At 51.8% G+C, this 16,892-nt stretch carries 16 protein-coding genes and 1 pseudogene; 10 read left to right on the forward strand and 7 right to left on the reverse strand.

Annotation, left to right across the window (positions count from 1 at the left end):
- Positions 1-19 precede the first annotated feature (19 nt).
- From SPM24T3_RS08225 to SPM24T3_RS08255, 7 genes and pseudogenes are all read left to right on the forward strand, one after another.
- The gene (locus SPM24T3_RS08225) at positions 20-1,141 is read left to right on the forward strand and encodes an ABC transporter ATP-binding protein (RefSeq protein ID WP_009636273.1); all 1,122 of its coding nucleotides are present in this window, start codon (positions 20-22) and stop codon (positions 1,139-1,141) included.
- A gap of 41 nt (positions 1,142-1,182) precedes the next feature.
- Entirely contained in the window at positions 1,183-2,484 is a 1,302-nt protein-coding gene (locus SPM24T3_RS08230) for a Gfo/Idh/MocA family protein (RefSeq protein ID WP_037377959.1), read from the forward strand.
- Between the two features lie 23 nt (positions 2,485-2,507).
- A complete protein-coding gene (locus SPM24T3_RS08235; protein ID WP_009636275.1) occupies positions 2,508-3,407 on the forward strand; it encodes an ROK family protein in 900 nt (299 codons plus the stop codon).
- Between the two features lie 362 nt (positions 3,408-3,769).
- On the forward strand, positions 3,770-4,540 hold the full coding sequence (agaR, locus tag SPM24T3_RS08240) for a transcriptional repressor AgaR (protein ID WP_009636276.1): 771 nt from the start codon (positions 3,770-3,772) through the stop codon (positions 4,538-4,540).
- Between the two features lie 61 nt (positions 4,541-4,601).
- Positions 4,602-5,900, forward strand: coding sequence for a D-tagatose-bisphosphate aldolase, class II, non-catalytic subunit (locus SPM24T3_RS08245; protein WP_009636277.1), 1,299 nt, complete (start codon positions 4,602-4,604; stop codon positions 5,898-5,900).
- Positions 5,897-7,081 (forward strand): SIS domain-containing protein, encoded by a 1,185-nt coding sequence (locus tag SPM24T3_RS08250; protein ID WP_009636278.1) that lies wholly within the window; start codon positions 5,897-5,899, stop codon positions 7,079-7,081. The genes SPM24T3_RS08245 and SPM24T3_RS08250 overlap by 4 nt, the downstream gene beginning before the upstream one ends.
- 74 nt (positions 7,082-7,155) lie before the next feature.
- Positions 7,156-8,009, forward strand: a pseudogene (locus SPM24T3_RS08255) (tagatose bisphosphate family class II aldolase).
- A 140-nt stretch (positions 8,010-8,149) separates the two neighbouring features.
- Here SPM24T3_RS08255 and tcyN read toward each other — a convergent pair.
- From tcyN to SPM24T3_RS08275, 4 genes are all read right to left on the reverse strand, one after another.
- Positions 8,150-8,902: an L-cystine ABC transporter ATP-binding protein TcyN gene (gene tcyN, locus SPM24T3_RS08260; protein ID WP_009636279.1), complete on the reverse strand. Its 753-nt coding sequence runs from the start codon at positions 8,900-8,902 to the stop codon at positions 8,150-8,152.
- Positions 8,899-9,567: a cystine ABC transporter permease gene (gene tcyL / locus SPM24T3_RS08265; RefSeq protein WP_009636280.1), complete on the reverse strand. Its 669-nt coding sequence runs from the start codon at positions 9,565-9,567 to the stop codon at positions 8,899-8,901. The genes tcyN and tcyL overlap by 4 nt, the downstream gene beginning before the upstream one ends.
- Before the next feature lie 12 nt (positions 9,568-9,579).
- Positions 9,580-10,383, reverse strand: a complete 804-nt coding sequence (gene tcyJ / locus SPM24T3_RS08270; protein ID WP_009636281.1) for a cystine ABC transporter substrate-binding protein — start codon at positions 10,381-10,383, stop codon at positions 9,580-9,582.
- A gap of 274 nt (positions 10,384-10,657) precedes the next feature.
- On the reverse strand, positions 10,658-10,885 hold the full coding sequence (locus SPM24T3_RS08275) for a YgdI/YgdR family lipoprotein (protein ID WP_009636282.1): 228 nt from the start codon (positions 10,883-10,885) through the stop codon (positions 10,658-10,660).
- A gap of 426 nt (positions 10,886-11,311) precedes the next feature.
- Here SPM24T3_RS08275 and lldR point away from each other — a divergent pair, with 426 nt between their 5' ends.
- Positions 11,312-12,076, forward strand: a complete 765-nt coding sequence (gene lldR / locus SPM24T3_RS08285; RefSeq protein ID WP_009636284.1) for a transcriptional regulator LldR — start codon at positions 11,312-11,314, stop codon at positions 12,074-12,076.
- Between the two features lie 28 nt (positions 12,077-12,104).
- Positions 12,105-13,262, forward strand: a complete 1,158-nt coding sequence (gene lldD / locus SPM24T3_RS08290; RefSeq protein WP_009636285.1) for an FMN-dependent L-lactate dehydrogenase LldD — start codon at positions 12,105-12,107, stop codon at positions 13,260-13,262.
- Between the two features lie 203 nt (positions 13,263-13,465).
- Here lldD and SPM24T3_RS08295 read toward each other — a convergent pair whose 3' ends face one another.
- Positions 13,466-14,446 (reverse strand): D-cysteine desulfhydrase, encoded by a 981-nt coding sequence (locus SPM24T3_RS08295; RefSeq protein ID WP_037378000.1) that lies wholly within the window; start codon positions 14,444-14,446, stop codon positions 13,466-13,468.
- Positions 14,447-14,631: 185 nt separating this feature from the next.
- Positions 14,632-15,168, reverse strand: a complete 537-nt coding sequence (gene fliZ, locus SPM24T3_RS08300) for a flagella biosynthesis regulatory protein FliZ (RefSeq protein WP_050956148.1) — start codon at positions 15,166-15,168, stop codon at positions 14,632-14,634.
- Between the two features lie 323 nt (positions 15,169-15,491).
- Here fliZ and SPM24T3_RS24605 point away from each other — a divergent pair, with 323 nt between their 5' ends.
- Positions 15,492-15,668: a GhoT/OrtT family toxin gene (locus SPM24T3_RS24605; protein ID WP_009636288.1), complete on the forward strand. Its 177-nt coding sequence runs from the start codon at positions 15,492-15,494 to the stop codon at positions 15,666-15,668.
- Positions 15,669-15,727: 59 nt separating this feature from the next.
- Here the strand turns inward: SPM24T3_RS24605 and rlmC are convergent, their stop codons facing one another.
- Positions 15,728-16,858 carry a 23S rRNA (uracil(747)-C(5))-methyltransferase RlmC gene (gene rlmC, locus SPM24T3_RS08310; RefSeq protein ID WP_009636289.1) on the reverse strand — a complete coding sequence of 377 codons (1,131 nt, stop codon included), beginning with the start codon at positions 16,856-16,858 and terminating at the stop codon, positions 15,728-15,730.
- Between the last annotated feature and the right edge of the window lie 34 nt (positions 16,859-16,892).

A 16,892-nucleotide genomic window follows, 5' to 3' on the forward strand; every position in this document is an offset into this window, starting at 1 on the left:
CCGGATTAAGGAACTTAGTATGAGCGGAATCCAACTGCACAGCGTCGAGAAAGTCTACCCCAACGGATTCAAGGCGCTGCACGGCATTGATCTTGAGATTCGTGATGGTGAATTCATGGTGTTTGTCGGGCCGTCCGGCTGCGCTAAATCTACCTTGCTGCGCATGATTGCCGGGCTGGAAAGCGTCAGCGAAGGGCAAATTGTTATCCACAATGAGTGCGTGAATGACACCATGCCGAAGGACCGAGGCATCGCGATGGTATTTCAAAACTACGCGCTTTATCCGCACATGACAGTCTACAAAAATATGGCTTTCAGCCTGATAGGCAAAGAAAGCAAGCAGGAAATTGACCGCCGCGTGCGCGAAGCGGCTGAAAAGCTTGAAATAACTAATTTATTGCAGCGTAAACCCGGCCAGCTTTCTGGCGGCCAGTGCCAGCGCGTCGCCGTGGGTCGGGCAATTGTTCGCAAACCTAAAGTGTTCCTGTTTGACGAGCCGCTTTCCAACCTTGATGCCAAGCTGCGCGTTTCGATGCGCGTGCAGTTGATCAACCTGCACAACCAACTCAAGCAGGAAGGCGTCGGGGCCACCATGATTTACGTCACCCACGATCAGGTTGAAGCAATGACCATGGGCGACCGTATTTGCGTGCTCAACCGTGGGCAGATTATGCAGGTTGATAAACCGGTCAATCTGTATCATTCACCGGCTAACCGTTTTGTCGCCGAATTTATCGGCAGCCCGTCAATGAACCTGCACGACTTGCCCATCAGTCGCCAGGGTTCAATGACCGGCCTGCGGCTTGGCGAACATACCATACTGAATTTGCCGCCGCTGCTCCAAGACCTGCTGAACGGCTATCACGCCAATGAAGTCTGTCTGGGTATCCGCCCTGAATACTTGCGCCTGGTCGATGCAAGCCATCAAAACGCTATCGCAGCCACCATCGTCACCGTTGAGCGGATGGGCAATGAAGAGTTATTACACTGCGACATCGGCAGCTACCGTTTTATTACCCGTGTTGCCACCCGCCACGATTGGGACCCGCTGCTGGGTGAAAAAATCTGGCTCGACTTTGACCTTGGCCGTGCGCATCTGTTCGACAAAGAAACCGGGCTAAATCTAAAACAACATCACTAAAAAGCCTGCCCTTTTGATTGCCTGCAATGTGGAGAACCACTATGTCGTTTACATCTGTACCTGCTTCATCGTGCGCAAAACCTGTTAGCGTGTTGGTCGTCGGGGCCGGTGCGCGAGGGGAGATCTACTCCCGCTATGCTCTGGCTCACCCGGAATTAATGCGCGTGGTGGCGGTGGCCGAGCCACGCGATGCTTACCGTCAACAGTTTGTCGAACAGCATCACATTGCGCCAGAAGGGATATTCAACGATTGGCGTGACGCCGCCGCGGCCAGCAAAATGGCCGACGCCGTGCTGATTTGCACCCAGGACAGTATGCACCTTGAACCGGCGCTGGCTTTCGCTGCGCAGGGCTACCACATGCTGCTGGAGAAACCGCTGTCACCAGACAGCCAGGAGTGCAAAGAGATTATTGCGGCGGTTCAGCGCGCCGGCGTTATTTTCTCGGTCGGACACGTTTTGCGCTATACCCGCTATACCCAAAAACTTAAACAGCTGCTGCGCGATAACGTGATTGGTGATGTCGTCAGCATGCAGCATCTTGAACCCGTAGGGTATTGGCATCAGGCGCACTCCTTCGTGCGCGGCAACTGGCGCAATGACCAGCAGTCGGCTTCAATGCTGTTGCAGAAGTCCTGCCATGATATTGACTGGATCCGCTACATCATGGATACGCCCTGCGAGCAGGTGAGTTCATTTGGCGGCCTGCGGCATTTTCGCGCCGAAAACCAACCGGCTGGCGCAGCCGATAACTGCCTCGACTGTGGCGTTGAGTCCCAATGCCCCTATTCTGCCAAAAAAATCTATCTTGGCGACCAGCACAAATCTACCCAGGGCTTTCTGCGCGTACTGACCCCGGAAGTCAGCCAGGAGAATTTGCTCGCTGCCCTGCGCAACGGTCAATATGGCCGCTGCGTTTATCGCTGTGACAATAATGTGGTCGATCATCAAGTCGTCAACATTCAGTTTAGCGGTGGCAAAACCGCCTCATTTACCATGACGGCCTTTACCCGCCATGAAGACCGCAAGACCCAACTGTTTGGCAGTCACGGTACGCTTGAAGGCGACGGGCGTTTTATTCGCATCACCTCATTTATCGACGACAGTGAAACAGTCTATGACGTCGATGACCTGAAAACGGTCGATCCTGCCCAAAGTAGCACCATGAGTGGCCACGGCGGCGGCGATTACTACCTGATGGCGCACTTTATCGACGCCATACGGCGTAACGATGCCAGCCAAATCCTCTCTGGCCCTAAAGAAACGCTGGAAAGTCATTTAATGGTATTCGCGGCCGAGCGTGCCCGTCGCGAAGGCGCAGTCATTGCCGTTCACTCGGCGTAATCCCCGTCTGAGAGAGATAAATCATGCGCTACGGATTTGATATTGGCGGTACAAAAATTGAGATGGCGGCCTATGACGACGGGCTTAATCAGGTTTTATGCCAACGGGTCAACACCCCTACCGCTGACTACCAGCAGTTTCTTGGCTGCGTAAAAAAGCTGGTGACGCAGGCAGATTTGAGCCTGCACACCCGCGGCAGCATTGGCATCGGTCTGCCCGGCGTAACTGACCCGGTCAGCCATAGGCAGCTGTCGGTGAATGTGCCCTGCCTGTCGGGACACTGCCTCGAAGACGATCTGGTGCAAACGCTTGACCGGCCGGTTGCCATTGAAAACGACTGTCGCTGCTTTGCCCTTTCCGAAGCCAGCACCGAACAAACCCGTTCGCATGACATCGTTTTTGGCGTGATCCTTGGCACCGGCGCAGGCGGCGGGCTGGTGTTAAACAGACATTTACACAAGGGCAAAAACGGACTGGCGGGCGAATGGGGACACATGCCGATTTCAGCCCAGTTGGTGCAACGTTATGATCTGCCGTTGTTTAGCTGTAGCTGCGGGCTGACCGGTTGTTTCGAACGCTACGTTTCTGGCCGTGGACTGCTGGCGCTGAGCCAGCATTTCAAACATCAGGCCACCAGCGTGCCTGACCTGTTGCTGCACTACCGGCAAGGTTGCCCGCTGGCCAAAAAATTGATGCAGATGTATATCGATATTCTCGCCAGTGCCTTGGCGGGTCTGCAACTGATGCTTGACGTTGACGCTTTCGTATTTGGCGGCGGCTTATCAAATATGCCAGAGCTGTATCAACTGTTGCCTCAGGCCATGCGCCGATGGCTTTTTGCACACAGCCAGCCGGCGGCTATTTTATCGCCGGTGTTTGGCGACAGCAGCGGCGTTCGCGGTGCGGCCTTGCTCCAGCATTGACACCCCCTTTCCGGCAAGGTCTCGCCAAGGTTAAAGGTCACAAAAAAAATTCGTCGCAATAAATGAAAGATAAAAAGCCAGAGGTTATTTGCCGCCTTTCATTGTTGAAAGAAAGCCCGATAGCAGAAGCCAAAAGAATGGCTGATAAATAACAACTTTGAAGATTCAGACGCTTTCCATCGACCTTTCGGTTTAACGCGAACCGAAAGAAGAAGTTAAATTAACTACATGATATTAAAGGTTTTATTTAAAAAATAACGTTGATTTTCGATGTTCCGTTTGCTGTAATCAAGGCGAAACACCGAAAGCAGCCAGGTAAATACCAGCGGAATGCACCCGCTGCCTCGGGAGAGTAAACGCCAATGATTAATACGCTTAAACGTCGAGAATTAATTATCGACCAGCTTTGTCGTGAAGGTTCTGTGCGGGTTGAAGATCTCAGCGGGCAATACGACGTTTCGAGCGTGACTATTCGTAACGATTTGCGTTATCTGGAAAAAAGCGGCTGTGCGGTACGCGCTTACGGTGGTGCCAAACTTAACAAACAGTTCGTATTTGACCGCCCGTTACAGGACAAAGGCCGTATCAATCGCGATGTGAAATACACCATAGCCTGTGCGGCAGCGGCCCTGGTTAACGACGGTGACTCGATCATTCTGGATTCGGGTTCCACCATCAGCCAGATGGTGCCGCAGCTGCAAGGCAAACAGGAACTGGTGGTCATGACCAATGCTTTAAATATTGCGTTTGAGCTGGCCAGCAATGAACAGGTGGATTTGATGGTGATTGGCGGCAGCGTCAGGCGTAAATCCTGGTCTCTCTATGGCCCCTCGGCGGAACAGCACATCCGTCAGTATCGTTTCGACAAACTGTTTTTAGGCGTTGATGGATTTGATTTGGTCAGCGGTATTACCACCCCGAATCCGGGAGAAGCCCAGTTAAATCGCGCAATGTGCGATGTCGCGCGTGAAGTGATTGCCGTGGCCGATGCCAGTAAGTTTGGGCGTACCAGCTTTTGCATGATTAGGGAAATTGGCCAGATCCACAAATTGGTCACCGACAGCGGAATTCCTCATCAATATCGCCGGTCATTAGAGGATTTCGGGGTCGAGGTCATTATCGCCGACCGATAAACGTATCAAGCCAGGCGCATCTGAACATGCTGTCTATTGAATAACCTGCTAAGGAGTTTTCATGCAACAACTACTTTCGCTGATCCAACGCCACAAGTCCGGTGAACCGGTGGGCGTATTTTCTGTCTGCTCGGCGCATCCCTGGGTCATTGAGGCCGCGCTTCGTCAGGCAATTCAGCGGGATACCTCGGTGTTGATTGAGGCGACATCCAATCAGGTTAATCAGTTTGGCGGTTATACCGGCATGCAGCCCCATGAGTTTCGCGATAAGGTCTGGCAGCAGGCAGATGCGTTGGGCTTACCACGGGAACGGGTGTGGTTAGGAGGCGATCACCTCGGCCCCAATGCCTGGCAGGATAAAACCGCCGAGCAGGCCATGGTGCTGGCAGAAACGCTGATTGCCGATTATGTCGCCGCGGGTTTTCGTAAAATCCATCTCGATTGTTCCATGTCCTGTGCCGATGACCCCTCGCCACTCGGCGACGAAGAAGTGGCAAAACGCGCGGCCCGTCTGTGTGCCATCGCCGAGAAAAGCTGGCAACAGCACGGCGGTGAGGCTCCAGTGTATGTCATTGGTACTGAAGTTCCGGTGCCGGGCGGCGCACAGGGCGAGCTGGAAGAAGGCATGCACGTGACGACACAGGATGCCGTAGAAACCACGTTGGGCGTGCATCGCAGCGCCTGGATGGCGCAGGGGCTGGCGGCAGTCTGGCCAAGAGTGATCGCCGTGGTTGTTCAGCCGGGCGTCGAGTTTGACAATCACTGCGTCGAGCATTATCAGCCCGAACGCGCGCAACAGCTGACCCGCTTTATCGAAAACTGGCCCACGCTGGTCTATGAAGCACATTCAACCGATTATCAGCCTCCGCTGGCCTATCGTCAGTTGGTTCGTGACCATTTTGCCATCTTAAAAGTGGGGCCTGCATTGACCTTCGCCCTGCGTGAAGCGCTGTTTGCCCTCGACTTCATTGAGCGCGAATGGCTGGGGGAGCATCAGGCTTCGCATCTGTGTTCGACGCTGGAACAGGTGATGTGCGAACGCCCCGAGCAATGGCGTCGCTATTATCCCGGCAAGCCACATCAGCAACATCTGCATCGTCAGTACAGCCTCAGTGACCGGGTGCGCTATTACTGGCCGCTGCCAGAGGTGGCGGCAACGGTCGAACGCATGCTTGATAATCTGCGCCAAAATCCAGTGCCTCTGGCGCTGCTCAGTCAATTCTTGCCTGAACAGGCGCGCGCGATTAATGCCGGCAAACTTTCTTCCGATCCACAGGATTGGGTTATACACAAAATCAGTGAAGTGCTGACGGACTATGCCGATGCCTGCCAGCCCGCTGCCAAGGAGCATGTATCATGAGCCACTACTTTTCCTATAGCACCGACTGGCTGGAACAGCACAACGCCCTGCACACCGCGCGCGAGATTTGGCAACAGCCTGACTTGTGGCGGCGGTTGCATCAGCAGTTAACTGACACCAGCGCACAGTGGCAACCGTTTCTACAACCGCTGCTGGACAACCCGCGCCTGCAAATTGTGCTTTGCGGTGCAGGCAGCTCGGCATTCGCCGGTCGCGCGCTGGCTCCGTGGCTGCGCCAGCAAACCGGCCGTGACGTAGTCGCTTATGGCACGACCGATATTGTCGCCAATCCGCACCAGTATCTCGACCGATCGCGCCCTACTTTGCTGGTGTCGTTCGCCCGCTCCGGTAATAGCCCTGAAAGCGTAGCCAGTGTTGCCTTGGCCGATCAGCTCTTACCCGAATGCTATCACCTGATGCTGGTCTGCAACCCTGACAGCCAATTGGCGAACTATGCGGCAGGACGCGACAACGTGTTCGCGCTGGTGATGCCTCAAGGGTCCAACGATCAAAGCTTTGCCATGACCTCAAGCTTTAGCTGCATGATGCTTTCCGCCGCACTGCTGCTGGGCCCGCAATCACTGGCAGAAGCCTATCCCCAGCTTAATCGCATGGTCGAGCGCTGCATCCAGCTGCGTGAAAGCCTGCAAACTCAGGTCAAGTCGCTGGCGAGCAGTGGTTTTACCCGTTATATCACTCTCGGAGGTAGCTGCTTTACCGGTCTTGCCGAAGAGGCTTCGCTAAAAATGCTTGAGCTTACCGCCGGGCGCATCGTTACGCGATTCGACTCCCCGCTGGGACTGCGCCACGGGCCGAAATTTATGGTCGACAACCAGACGTTGGTACTGCTGATGTTCTCTGGCGACAGTTACGCGCGGCAATACGATGCAGACCTGTGGCATGAACTTAAACGCGACGGGCTGGTGCAAAAAATGGTCGGTCTGAGTGGCGAGCCCAATGATTTTAATGAAGTGCAGACCGTGCACGATGACCACGATGACGTGTGGATGATGTTCCCCTATTTGCTTTTTTCACAGATGCTGGCAATGGAAACCTCACTGGCCCACGGCCTGACACCGGACAATCCTTGCCCCACCGGAGAGGTTAATCGCGTCGTAAAAGGGGTAACTATTTATCATTACTCCAAACCTGTTGCCTCAGCTAATGCCTCTGCGCTCTAGCTGGCGTTGGACTTTATTATTTTGCCGACAGTGCGCGACAGCCAATAACTGCACTGCCAGCATCAGGGGGTTCTATGTATTTGGTTTCTAACCGCGAAATGTTGCAAAAAGCACAGCGGGAAGGCTACGCAGTTCCTGCGTTCAACGTTCATAACCTTGAAACAGTGCAAGTTATTGCCGAAACTGCTGCCGAGATGTCTTCGCCAGTGATCATGGCCGGTACGCCGGGAACCTTCAGTTATGCAGGCACTGATTATCTGGTGGGAATATGTCAGGCAGCCGCGCGTCGTTACAACCTGCCGCTGGCGCTGCATCTGGATCATCATGAAGAAATGGATGACATTGAAAGCAAGGCACACAGGGGATTCGCTCAGTGATGATCGACGGCTCGCACCTGCCTTTTCATCAAAACATCAGTCTTGTCCGCAAGGCGGTAAAGCTCTGTCATCGCTATGGTGCGAGCGTTGAGGCAGAGCTGGGGCGGCTCGGGGGACAGGAGGATGACCTTATAGTGGATTCTACCGACAGTTTCTTCACCGATCCTCTGGCCGCCAGAGAGTTTGTCGAAGTCACGGGGATCGACTCGCTGGCAGTGGCGATTGGCAGCGCGCACGGTTTGTATCAAGGCGAGCCAAAGCTGGACTTTGAGCGCCTGGAGAAAATCCGCAATCAGGTGGATATTCCGCTGGTATTACACGGTGCATCTGGCATTCCCGAGGCGATGATAACCCGCGCCATTGCGCTGGGCGTATGCAAGGTTAACGTGGCTACAGAGTTGAAAATAGCCTTTGCCGACGCAGTAAAAGGCTATTTTAATCAACAACCTGATGCCAACGACCCGCGAAAATACATCACTCCCGGTAAACTGGCGATGAAAGCCGTGGTCGCCGACAAGATCCGTATTTGCGGCAGCGCCGGAAAACTGTAGGCCACCGGGATTGCGCGAGCGCCCTATATCAAAAGCAGAGTTGAAACATTCTCTCCCCAACCCTCACCCACCAAGGGGCGAGGGAATAAAGCCAGAAATTTCAGTGATGTTGATGGCGCGCGTCGCACTATGAGCAGGAACTAGTTTTGCAGGAATTTTTCCAGGAACTGCCTGGTGCGCTCCTGTTGCGGCGCAGAGAACAGCTCCCTGGCCGGCCCCTGTTCGACAATTTTGCCCTGATCCATAAATATGGCGCGATCGGCGACATCACGGGCGAAACTCATCTCGTGAGTAACGATGACCATAGTCCGATGCTCTTGCGCCAATGCTTTGATAGTGCTCAAGACTTCGCCCACCAGCTCAGGGTCCAGCGCTGATGTCGGCTCATCGAAAAGAATCACTTCCGGGTTCATCGCCAACGCGCGAGCAATGGCGACACGCTGCTGCTGCCCTCCGGACAGGCGACGAGGGTACGCACTCTCCTTGCCAGCCAATCCAACCTTTGCCAACAGCTTGCGAGCATTCGCCTCGGCGTCGACGCGCCGCTCACCCTTCACAATCACCGGGCCTTCAATGATATTTTCCAGCACCGAGCGATGTGGAAACAGGTTGAAATTCTGGAATACGAAACCGACCTGTTGACGCAGTTGGCGAACCTTGTCTTTCTGTTTGCTGATAGGCACGCTGGCATCAATTTCAATCTTGCCGACGGTAATGGTGCCGGAGTCAGGGATTTCCAGCAGATTGATGCTGCGCAATAACGTGGTTTTACCCGAGCCGCTAGGCCCGATAATCGCCACCACTTCCCCCGCATTCACCTGCAGATCGATACCATGCAGCACCGTCTGACCATGAAATTTTTTAACCAGCTTTTTCACGTCAATGGTACTCATGTTGGCTCCTGATCCTGACGGTTAACACGGTCTTCCAGTCGATTTTGCAAGAATGAAAGCACGGTAGCCAGCACCCAGTAAATTACCGAGGCGGCCAGATACATGGTGAACACTTCCAGAGTACGGGAAGTCACCAGTTGCGCCTGACGGAACAGTTCCGGCACCTGAATAGTCGCCGCAAGCGAGGTGTCTTTCACCAAACCAATAAAGCTATTGCCCAGCGGCGGCAGCGCGGTGCGAGCGGCCTGAGGCAGGATCACCCGACGCAGCGTCTGCCAGGAATTCATGCCGATACTGGCGGCTGCTTCCCATTGCCCTTTTTCGATTGAGGAAATGGCGGCGCGCAGCGTCTCGGAGGTGTAAGCCGCCGTATTAAGCGACAGGCCAATCATTGCCGATGGGATCGGGTCGAGCTCGATGCCGAACTGTGGCAGGCCGTAATAAATCATAAACAGCTGCGCAATCAGTGGCGTACCACGAAAGATAGAGACGTAGAAACGCGAGAACCAAGACAGCGGCCAGAAATGCGACAACCGCATCATTGCCAGCAGGAAGCCGAGCAGTAAACCAAACACCATCCCCCCGAGACTCAGCTCGAGGGTAAACACGGTGCCTTTCAATAAAAATGGTGCTGAATCCAGCACCAGTTGGAGACTTTCTTGCATCAGGTTTAAACCTTACTTGGTAACATCTGCGCCAAACCACTTATCGGAAATCTTGGCCAGTGAACCATCTTTCTGCATATCGGCAATGGCCTTGTTAATCGCAGCCAGCAGTTCTGGGTTGTTTTTACGCAACGCGACGCCTGATTCCTGACGAGAGAAAGGTTTACCGGCAACGGCCATGGTATCACCGGTTTTTTTAACCAGATCCAGCGCTGCCAGACGATCAACCAGAATAGCATCGAGACGGCCTACGCGCAGATCCTGATACTTGGTTGGATCATCATCATAAGTGCGAATATCAACACCAGGTTCGTTTTGACGCAGCCACTGCTCGTAATTACTGCCCAGACCCACGCCGACTTTTTTACCTTTCAGGTCATCAGGAGACGAGAATTTGCCTTCATTGCCTTTTTTGGTCAGCACTTGAATACCGGAAACAGTATAAGGAGTGGAGAAATCATATTTTTTCTCGCGCTCAGGCGAGATAGTCACCTGATTGATCACCACATCGATGCGTTTTGACTGCAGCGCGGCCAGCATGCCGTCCCATTTGGTCGGGGCCAGTTTGGCCTTCACGCCCATATGCTGGGCCAGCGAGTCAGCAAATTCGACCTCAAAACCGGTCAGCTTGCCATCATCGCCCTGAAAACTAAACGGCGGATAGGTCCCTTCCAGGCCGACAATCATCGTCCCGCGCTCTTTTATTTTAGCCAGAACGTTTTCAGAAGCTGCGAAGGCGTGAGTCGCCATACCCGCAGACAGTGAAACCGCCACCGCACCCAGCACCAGGCGACGACGCAAATTTGAAAAAGCCATACTCACCTCATTGTTCATTTTGTTGGCAACTATTTTATTAGAGTAAATTATTCATTATGAAAACGGCAAAATCTTATCATTATAAGATATTTAATCTTATCAGATTATAGCAACATCAGGTGTTGCGCTACGGTTGTAAGCAGGTAATCGTGCTTGATAGTCAATGGCGCTCATGGCTGTCAAATGAAAGTACAAAGGATTGGAATAATGGGGAAGTTTTTGGATATATACATTTAGATATACAAATGAAAGCTGCCCGCAGGCAGCTTTGACTTTAGTTTGGAAGTTCGGAAACTTCTTTAACTTCGGCTTTATTGATTTGCTGTTTTTTACCCCATGCATCGGTATAACCCAGCATACCAGTATCAGTGTCTTTCGGTTTGCCGTCACTGATGATGGTTCGAGCATCATTAGTGTGAATCGCATAACTTGTTCGCGTGCATCCTGTCAAAGCAGCAACAGACAGCAAAGCGGTCAGTGATATAACAAATGCCTTTTTCATACACAACTCCTTGGTTTGGTCAGTTATTCAGTTCACACAGGTTGCCGATCTCATTACTTTTTAGCTGTGACATTACTTTTTAGCTGTGACATTAAAAGTGTAGATGGTTTTTCAACTTTGTTTTTTCTTGAACCTTTGCTGCGTGATGACTAACACAGTATTGGGAGAAATTAAGCCACTCAAATGGCGCGCTCTCTATTACCGCCGCCCCTAACAGTTCGCTCTTGGTCCTACCAATAGTATTTAAAAGCCAATTAAGATCGCAGAAACCGAATCCACTCCGGCTATCACCTTGCATAATAAGAACAACTCCTTAACAATTTCAGTTAATCAAGCTATTTCACTTAATCAAACTACTTCAGTTAACCAAGCTACGCCGCCTGCTTTGGTCTGACCAAACAGTAACAAAATTCCCAGGAGTCATTGATGTCCGCCCCCCAAGTGCATCACACAGCCAAGCTAGCCGAACGTTTGAATTTATTTATTGCCCGGCAGCAGCTTTTACCCGGTGCGCGCTTGCCTGCCGAACGCCAGCTGGCAACTTTGCTCGGGGTATCAAGATCCTCACTGCGGGAGGCTATTTCACAACTTAGCAGTGAGGGCCTGTTATTACGTCGGCCGGGAGGCGGAACTTTTTTACGCGAGCAGCCGCCTCTCTGGGCGCAAACACAAATCGTCGAGCCGTTGCGTAATCTGGTCAATCAGGACCCCGAGTATCGTTACGACATTCTCGAAGCCAGACATTCAATTGAGGCCAGTACCGCATGGCATGCTGCTCTTCGTGCCACCGAGGCCGACAAAGAACTATTGCAGTCCGCTTTTGATGCCACCTTGATGCTAAACGAAAACGAAAATCCTCAATGGGCTGCTCAGGCAGATGTCCGTTTTCATTTGGCCATTGCTGCCGCTTCTCACAACGTGGTGCTGTTACAGACAATGCGCGGATTTTTCGAATTGCTGCAATCCTCGGTAAGACAAAGCCGCCAACGCATGTACAGCCAGCAAACTATTTTTGCCCGATTAACCGAACAGCATCGCGCCTTGCTTGAGGCCATTCTGGATGGTGATGCGGTGCGCGCCCGCGAGGCAGCCATGGAACACATCAGTTTTGTTCATTCGACGTTAAAAACGCTTGATGAAGACGAGGCCAGACAGGCCCGCATTACCCGCCTGCCCGGCCAGGAAAAATAGAGAAAATGGAAATTAAAGGAATTCTGCAATGATTATTTCAGCCTCCAGTGACTATCGCCCTGCGGCACAGCGTATTCTGCCCCCGTTTCTTTTTCACTATATTGACGGCGGTTCTTACACCGAATCGACACTCAGGCATAACGTTGAGGATCTCTCGCAGATTGCCCTGCGCCAGCGCGTACTGAAAAATATGTCGGATCTCAATCTCGAAACCAAACTGTTTAATGAAACGCTGTCGATGCCGATTGCCTTGGCGCCAGTTGGCCTGTGTGGCATGTACGCCAGACGAGGTGAGGTCCAGGCGGCGCGTGCGGCAGCCAACAAAGGTATTCCCTTTACCCTTTCCACCGTATCGGTGTGCCCGATTGAGGAAGTTACCCCGGAAATTAACCGCCCGATGTGGTTTCAGCTTTATGTGCTGCGCGATCGTGGCTTTATGCGCAATGCGTTAGAACGCGCCAAGGCTGCGGGCTGCTCGACGCTGGTATTTACCGTCGATATGCCAACGCCCGGAGCGCGCTATCGTGATGCCCACTCTGGAATGAGCGGCCCCAACGCGGCAATGCGTCGCTACTGGCAATCGGTAACCCATCCACAGTGGGCATGGGATGTCGGCGTGAACGGTCGGCCACACGATCTCGGCAACATCTCCACTTATCTTGGTAAACCCACCGGACTGGAAGATTACATTGGCTGGCTTGCCAGCAACTTTGACCCTTCGATCTCCTGGAAAGACCTCGAATGGATCCGCGAGTTTTGGGATGGGCCTATGGTTATCAAAGGAATTCTTGACGAAGAAGATGCACGCGATGCCGTGCGTTTTGGGGCCGACGGTATTGTGGTTTCCAACCACGGTGGCCGGCAGCTCGATGGCGTTCCTTCTACTGCGCGGGCGTTACCGGCGATCGCCGACGCGGTAAAGGGAGACATTACTATTCTGGCCGACAGCGGCGTGCGAAACGGACTAGACGTGGTACGCATGATAGCTTTGGGAGCGGACACCGTATTGCTTGGTCGCGCCTATCTCTACGCGCTGGCAACGCACGGTCAGCGTGGAGTCGAAAACCTGCTAACGCTGATTGAAAAAGAAATGAAAGTGGCGATGACGCTGACCGGGGCAAAGACTATCGGAGAAATTAGCGCAGATATGTTGGTACAGGAAAGCAAAGCTTTATTAAAGGGGTAATTCAGCGGCTTAGGGCAAAAGTGTAAACGGGCAGTCTCATCGACTGACCGTTTTTTAAGCGAGCGGGGCAATTTTCAATCAATAATGTAACAAGGCTAGTCATTCAAATAATTTGAACAGTAAAATCAATGAATTTGAACAGCACGACCCATGAATTTGAAAAGAGCCGAATACTTTGTCTCTCTAATTCATTGATCTTAGTTTCAAAGATAAGCAAACAATGCCGGTGAGCCACCCGTATGCACAAATAAAATCGGACCATCTCCAGGAATTATTTGGCGTTCGAGGGCATCTAGCAGCCCTGCCATCGCTTTGCCGGTATAAACCGGATCAAGCAACATCGCCTCCATTTCGGCCAGCAGCTTGATAGCCGCCAGACCTTCCTTGTTAGGCTCGCCGTAGCGCGGTGCAAAATAGTCATCCCAAAGATTGACGGTGGGGACATCTCCTTCAATCTCAAGCAAAGCCATGAGTTCTTTCGAAAGCAATTCAACTTTGGGGCGCTGATCGTCGGCTTTACGTGACACCGTCACGCCTATTAATTGCGTGGTTGGCATCAGCTCACGCATTGCCACGGCCAAGCCCGCGTGGGTTCCCGCACTACCAGAGGCGACGACTACCGCACTGAAATCCACGAAGCCAGCAGAACTTTGCTCGGCAATCTCAATGGCGCACTGAACGTAACCCAATGCCCCAAGCGCATTTGAACCGCCCACCGGAATAATGTACGGACGGAATCCCTGAGCTTCGAGCAGCGTTGCCTGTTCGGCCATTTGTGCCATGGGATCATAGAGGCCATCGCACATCACCACTTCGGTATTAAACAAGTCCAGAAGCAGGCGGTTGCCGTTGTTGAGATAGTTTTCAGCATCGGTGCCGATTGGATTTTCCAGTAAAGCCAGGCACTTAAGGCCCAGCTTTGCCGCGACTGCCGCCGTTTGGCGCACGTGGTTTGACTGAATAGCTCCAGCAGTGATCAGTGTATCCGCCCCTTCTTCAATGGCAGCTGCAGCTAAAAACTCAAGTTTTCTCAACTTGTTACCACCAAGCGCCAGCGGCGTGACATCGTCACGTTTAATGTAAATATCGCGCCCTACAAAGTCTGAAAGACGATTTAATCGTTCCAGCGGTGTGCTGTTTCCTACCAAATCAATACGGGAAAAGCTTTCTAATTGATGTTTCAAGACGGCAAGTGAAGATGAGTTAGGCAAAGATGAAGGCACGGTGATCCCCCGAAGCTAAGTTTTAGGCTGATGCATTTCAAAGAAAAAGTATTGTTCTATTATATCAGTTTGCGACACAAAAAAAGCAGGCATCAAAGATACCTGCTTGGTTTAGGAATAACTTTATCTGTAAATCTTACAGGCAATCAAGCCTGTTCGGTATAAATACCGTCTGAAGGCATTTCACTTTGCCAGGCAAGGAACTGGTCATATTTCCTTAAGGCAATCCGGTAGTTATCGGTAACGGCTAAAGGAACATCTTCAACAATTCGCTGGTGTATATTTTTGTCAGCAATTTTATCCTGAGGATAATCACTGGCGGTCAAAATTTCATCCAGCCTGCGCAGGCGAACGACATATTCACGCACCGTGCTGTGGTTCATGTCTGTCTGTTCGAAAAGATACTGCTTAAAGGCGACAATTTCGAAATAGTGATAAGTGCTATTAAAGGAAATCTCACTACAAAAGCGGCACAAGGCCAATAAATCCTTAGAAAGATCGCCCCATAGCTCATCGTCGATAGGTTGATCCATTTTGGAAATCGCGTTTTTGTTAATAATCTGACCACGAAAAACCAAAGCCATTCTGTCCAGCTCTTTTCCACATTGGGAACAGTTCGTCTGGGTATGCTTGTAATCTTTAAGATATCGGCTTAAAGGCCGTTTTTTAGATCCCGCTGGCATAATTCACTTCCAAAAATAGTGAAAACTTCGGATGGCCTCTTTGTGCCTTTTGTTCAAAGATTTTCAATCTTTACACCACAGCTTAAACCAGTAGGTAAGTATCGGACAAGCGATGTTTATGCCTAGGCAAACGTTTACGCTGCCAAACTTCCCAAAAAGTTGTGCTTATATTGAAATTTTAACTAAAGTAATCCCGAAACTTATTATTAACATTTTAGTTACTTTGTAAATTTGTGAACATAATCACTTACCAATTGATTGCAAAATGTTAACCGCATAGAATGACCCGCATTCGTTGAGGTTTATTAAAATTAGGGGTTATCGTGCATTTGTGGTGGGAAGCAATTAAAACTATTTACTGGGGTGGATTAGCAATCGGCGCAATTTTCACCTTGCTGGTGAGCCGTGACACAATCAAAATTCGTTTGCTAACCTCAGGAATTATCGGGTTAACCTGGCCAATGAGCCTGCCGGTAGTGATGTTGTTCTCTCTGTTCTAAATGCAGGTCACAGGCTAGTGGGTTATTTTTTAGCGGCTATTCTGATGCGCATAGAGCCGCTAATTATTACGAATAAGTAAGGTCAACACTTCATAGTGGGCAGTATGTGGAAACATATCGAACAACTGTACACGTTCAATACGATAGTTTTTTAGCTCGGCTAAATCCTTGGCCATTGTCTGAGCATTGCAACTTGAGTACAGCAATCTTGGCGGTGCCATCTCATCGAGATAGCGGCACAATTCACTGCCAATTCCCCTGCGCGGTGGATTAACCAGCACCAACTCCGGCACGGCGTCATGCCCAGTGGCAAAACCGGTAGAGTCCAGCGCTTTAAACTCAACTTGCTTTAAACCCAGACGCTCGGCCGAAATTTTGGCACACACAATCGCCTCGGCGCTGATTTCAATGCCCGTGAGCCTGGTTTCAGGTTTGGCGCAGTGTAATCCAAAGCCACCAACGCCACAGAACAGATCCCACATGCTGGCAATCTCCCTTTCCGCCACCCAATCTCTTGCAGTAGCGTACAGCGCAGCAGCAACCTGTGGATTAGTCTGGAAAAAACTTTGCGGACGGATAAACAACGGCACCTGATTGAAGTGTTCTTCCAGCGCCTGCTGACTGGTGAGAGGGATTTCACGATCCCCCTCCAGAATCGCCATGTGTATCGGCTGAATATTTGCCGATATTACCTGCAACGCGGGCACCTGCTCCATCAACCACGGCAGCGCCGCGCGCAGTTGGGCCAGCTTGGTTTCAGAACGGAGTACGAAGCGCAGCATCAGCCCGCCGTTGTACTGGCTTTCGGTCAGCAGCAGGTGTTTGAGTTCGCCACGTTTGCGCGCTACGTTGTAAGGCGTTAATCCTGCACGGGCGATAAAGGTTTTAAGATGCTGAAATACGTCACTGAAGCTCGAGGGATATAACGGGCAATCGCATAAATCTACCGGCGTGCCATCACGATGCAGCATGCCCAGCAGTGGACGCTCTACGCTGCCGCTCACCACCATTTTGGCTTTGTTACGAAATGCCTGCTGCTTGCCTGCGACCGGCTCGCGCCATTCGCCCACAGTAAAATCGGCAAGCAGATCGGCAAGATTTTGCTGTTTTTCACTGAGCTGGGTGGCATAGGGTTTTTCCAGCCACTGGCAGGACCGGCAGGTTCCGGCGGTGTATTGCGCGCAATGCATAAATAAGGACCGTTATCGCGATAGCTTGATCGGG

It is taken from the genome of Serratia sp. M24T3 (assembly GCF_000257645.1).
Lineage (GTDB): Bacteria > Pseudomonadota > Gammaproteobacteria > Enterobacterales > Enterobacteriaceae > Rouxiella.

Excerpts from the sequence above, each read along its gene's own strand:
- lldR (WP_009636284.1), top strand. The coding sequence starts at position 11,312 with ATGTCCGCCCCCCAAGTGCATCACACAGCCAAGCTAGCCGAACGTTTG.
- agaR (WP_009636276.1), top strand. The coding sequence starts at position 3,770 with ATGATTAATACGCTTAAACGTCGAGAATTAATTATCGACCAGCTTTGT.
- fliZ (WP_050956148.1), bottom strand. The coding sequence starts at position 15,168 with ATGCCAGCGGGATCTAAAAAACGGCCTTTAAGCCGATATCTTAAAGAT.
- tcyJ (WP_009636281.1), bottom strand. The coding sequence starts at position 10,383 with ATGGCTTTTTCAAATTTGCGTCGTCGCCTGGTGCTGGGTGCGGTGGCG.
- SPM24T3_RS08230 (WP_037377959.1), top strand. The coding sequence starts at position 1,183 with ATGTCGTTTACATCTGTACCTGCTTCATCGTGCGCAAAACCTGTTAGC.
- SPM24T3_RS08245 (WP_009636277.1), top strand. The coding sequence starts at position 4,602 with ATGCAACAACTACTTTCGCTGATCCAACGCCACAAGTCCGGTGAACCG.
- rlmC (WP_009636289.1), bottom strand. The coding sequence starts at position 16,858 with ATGCATTGCGCGCAATACACCGCCGGAACCTGCCGGTCCTGCCAGTGG.
- tcyL (WP_009636280.1), bottom strand. The coding sequence starts at position 9,567 with ATGCAAGAAAGTCTCCAACTGGTGCTGGATTCAGCACCATTTTTATTG.
- SPM24T3_RS08275 (WP_009636282.1), bottom strand. The coding sequence starts at position 10,885 with ATGAAAAAGGCATTTGTTATATCACTGACCGCTTTGCTGTCTGTTGCT.
- SPM24T3_RS08235 (WP_009636275.1), top strand. The coding sequence starts at position 2,508 with ATGCGCTACGGATTTGATATTGGCGGTACAAAAATTGAGATGGCGGCC.
- lldD (WP_009636285.1), top strand. The coding sequence starts at position 12,105 with ATGATTATTTCAGCCTCCAGTGACTATCGCCCTGCGGCACAGCGTATT.
- tcyN (WP_009636279.1), bottom strand. The coding sequence starts at position 8,902 with ATGAGTACCATTGACGTGAAAAAGCTGGTTAAAAAATTTCATGGTCAG.
- SPM24T3_RS08250 (WP_009636278.1), top strand. The coding sequence starts at position 5,897 with ATGAGCCACTACTTTTCCTATAGCACCGACTGGCTGGAACAGCACAAC.
- SPM24T3_RS08225 (WP_009636273.1), top strand. The coding sequence starts at position 20 with ATGAGCGGAATCCAACTGCACAGCGTCGAGAAAGTCTACCCCAACGGA.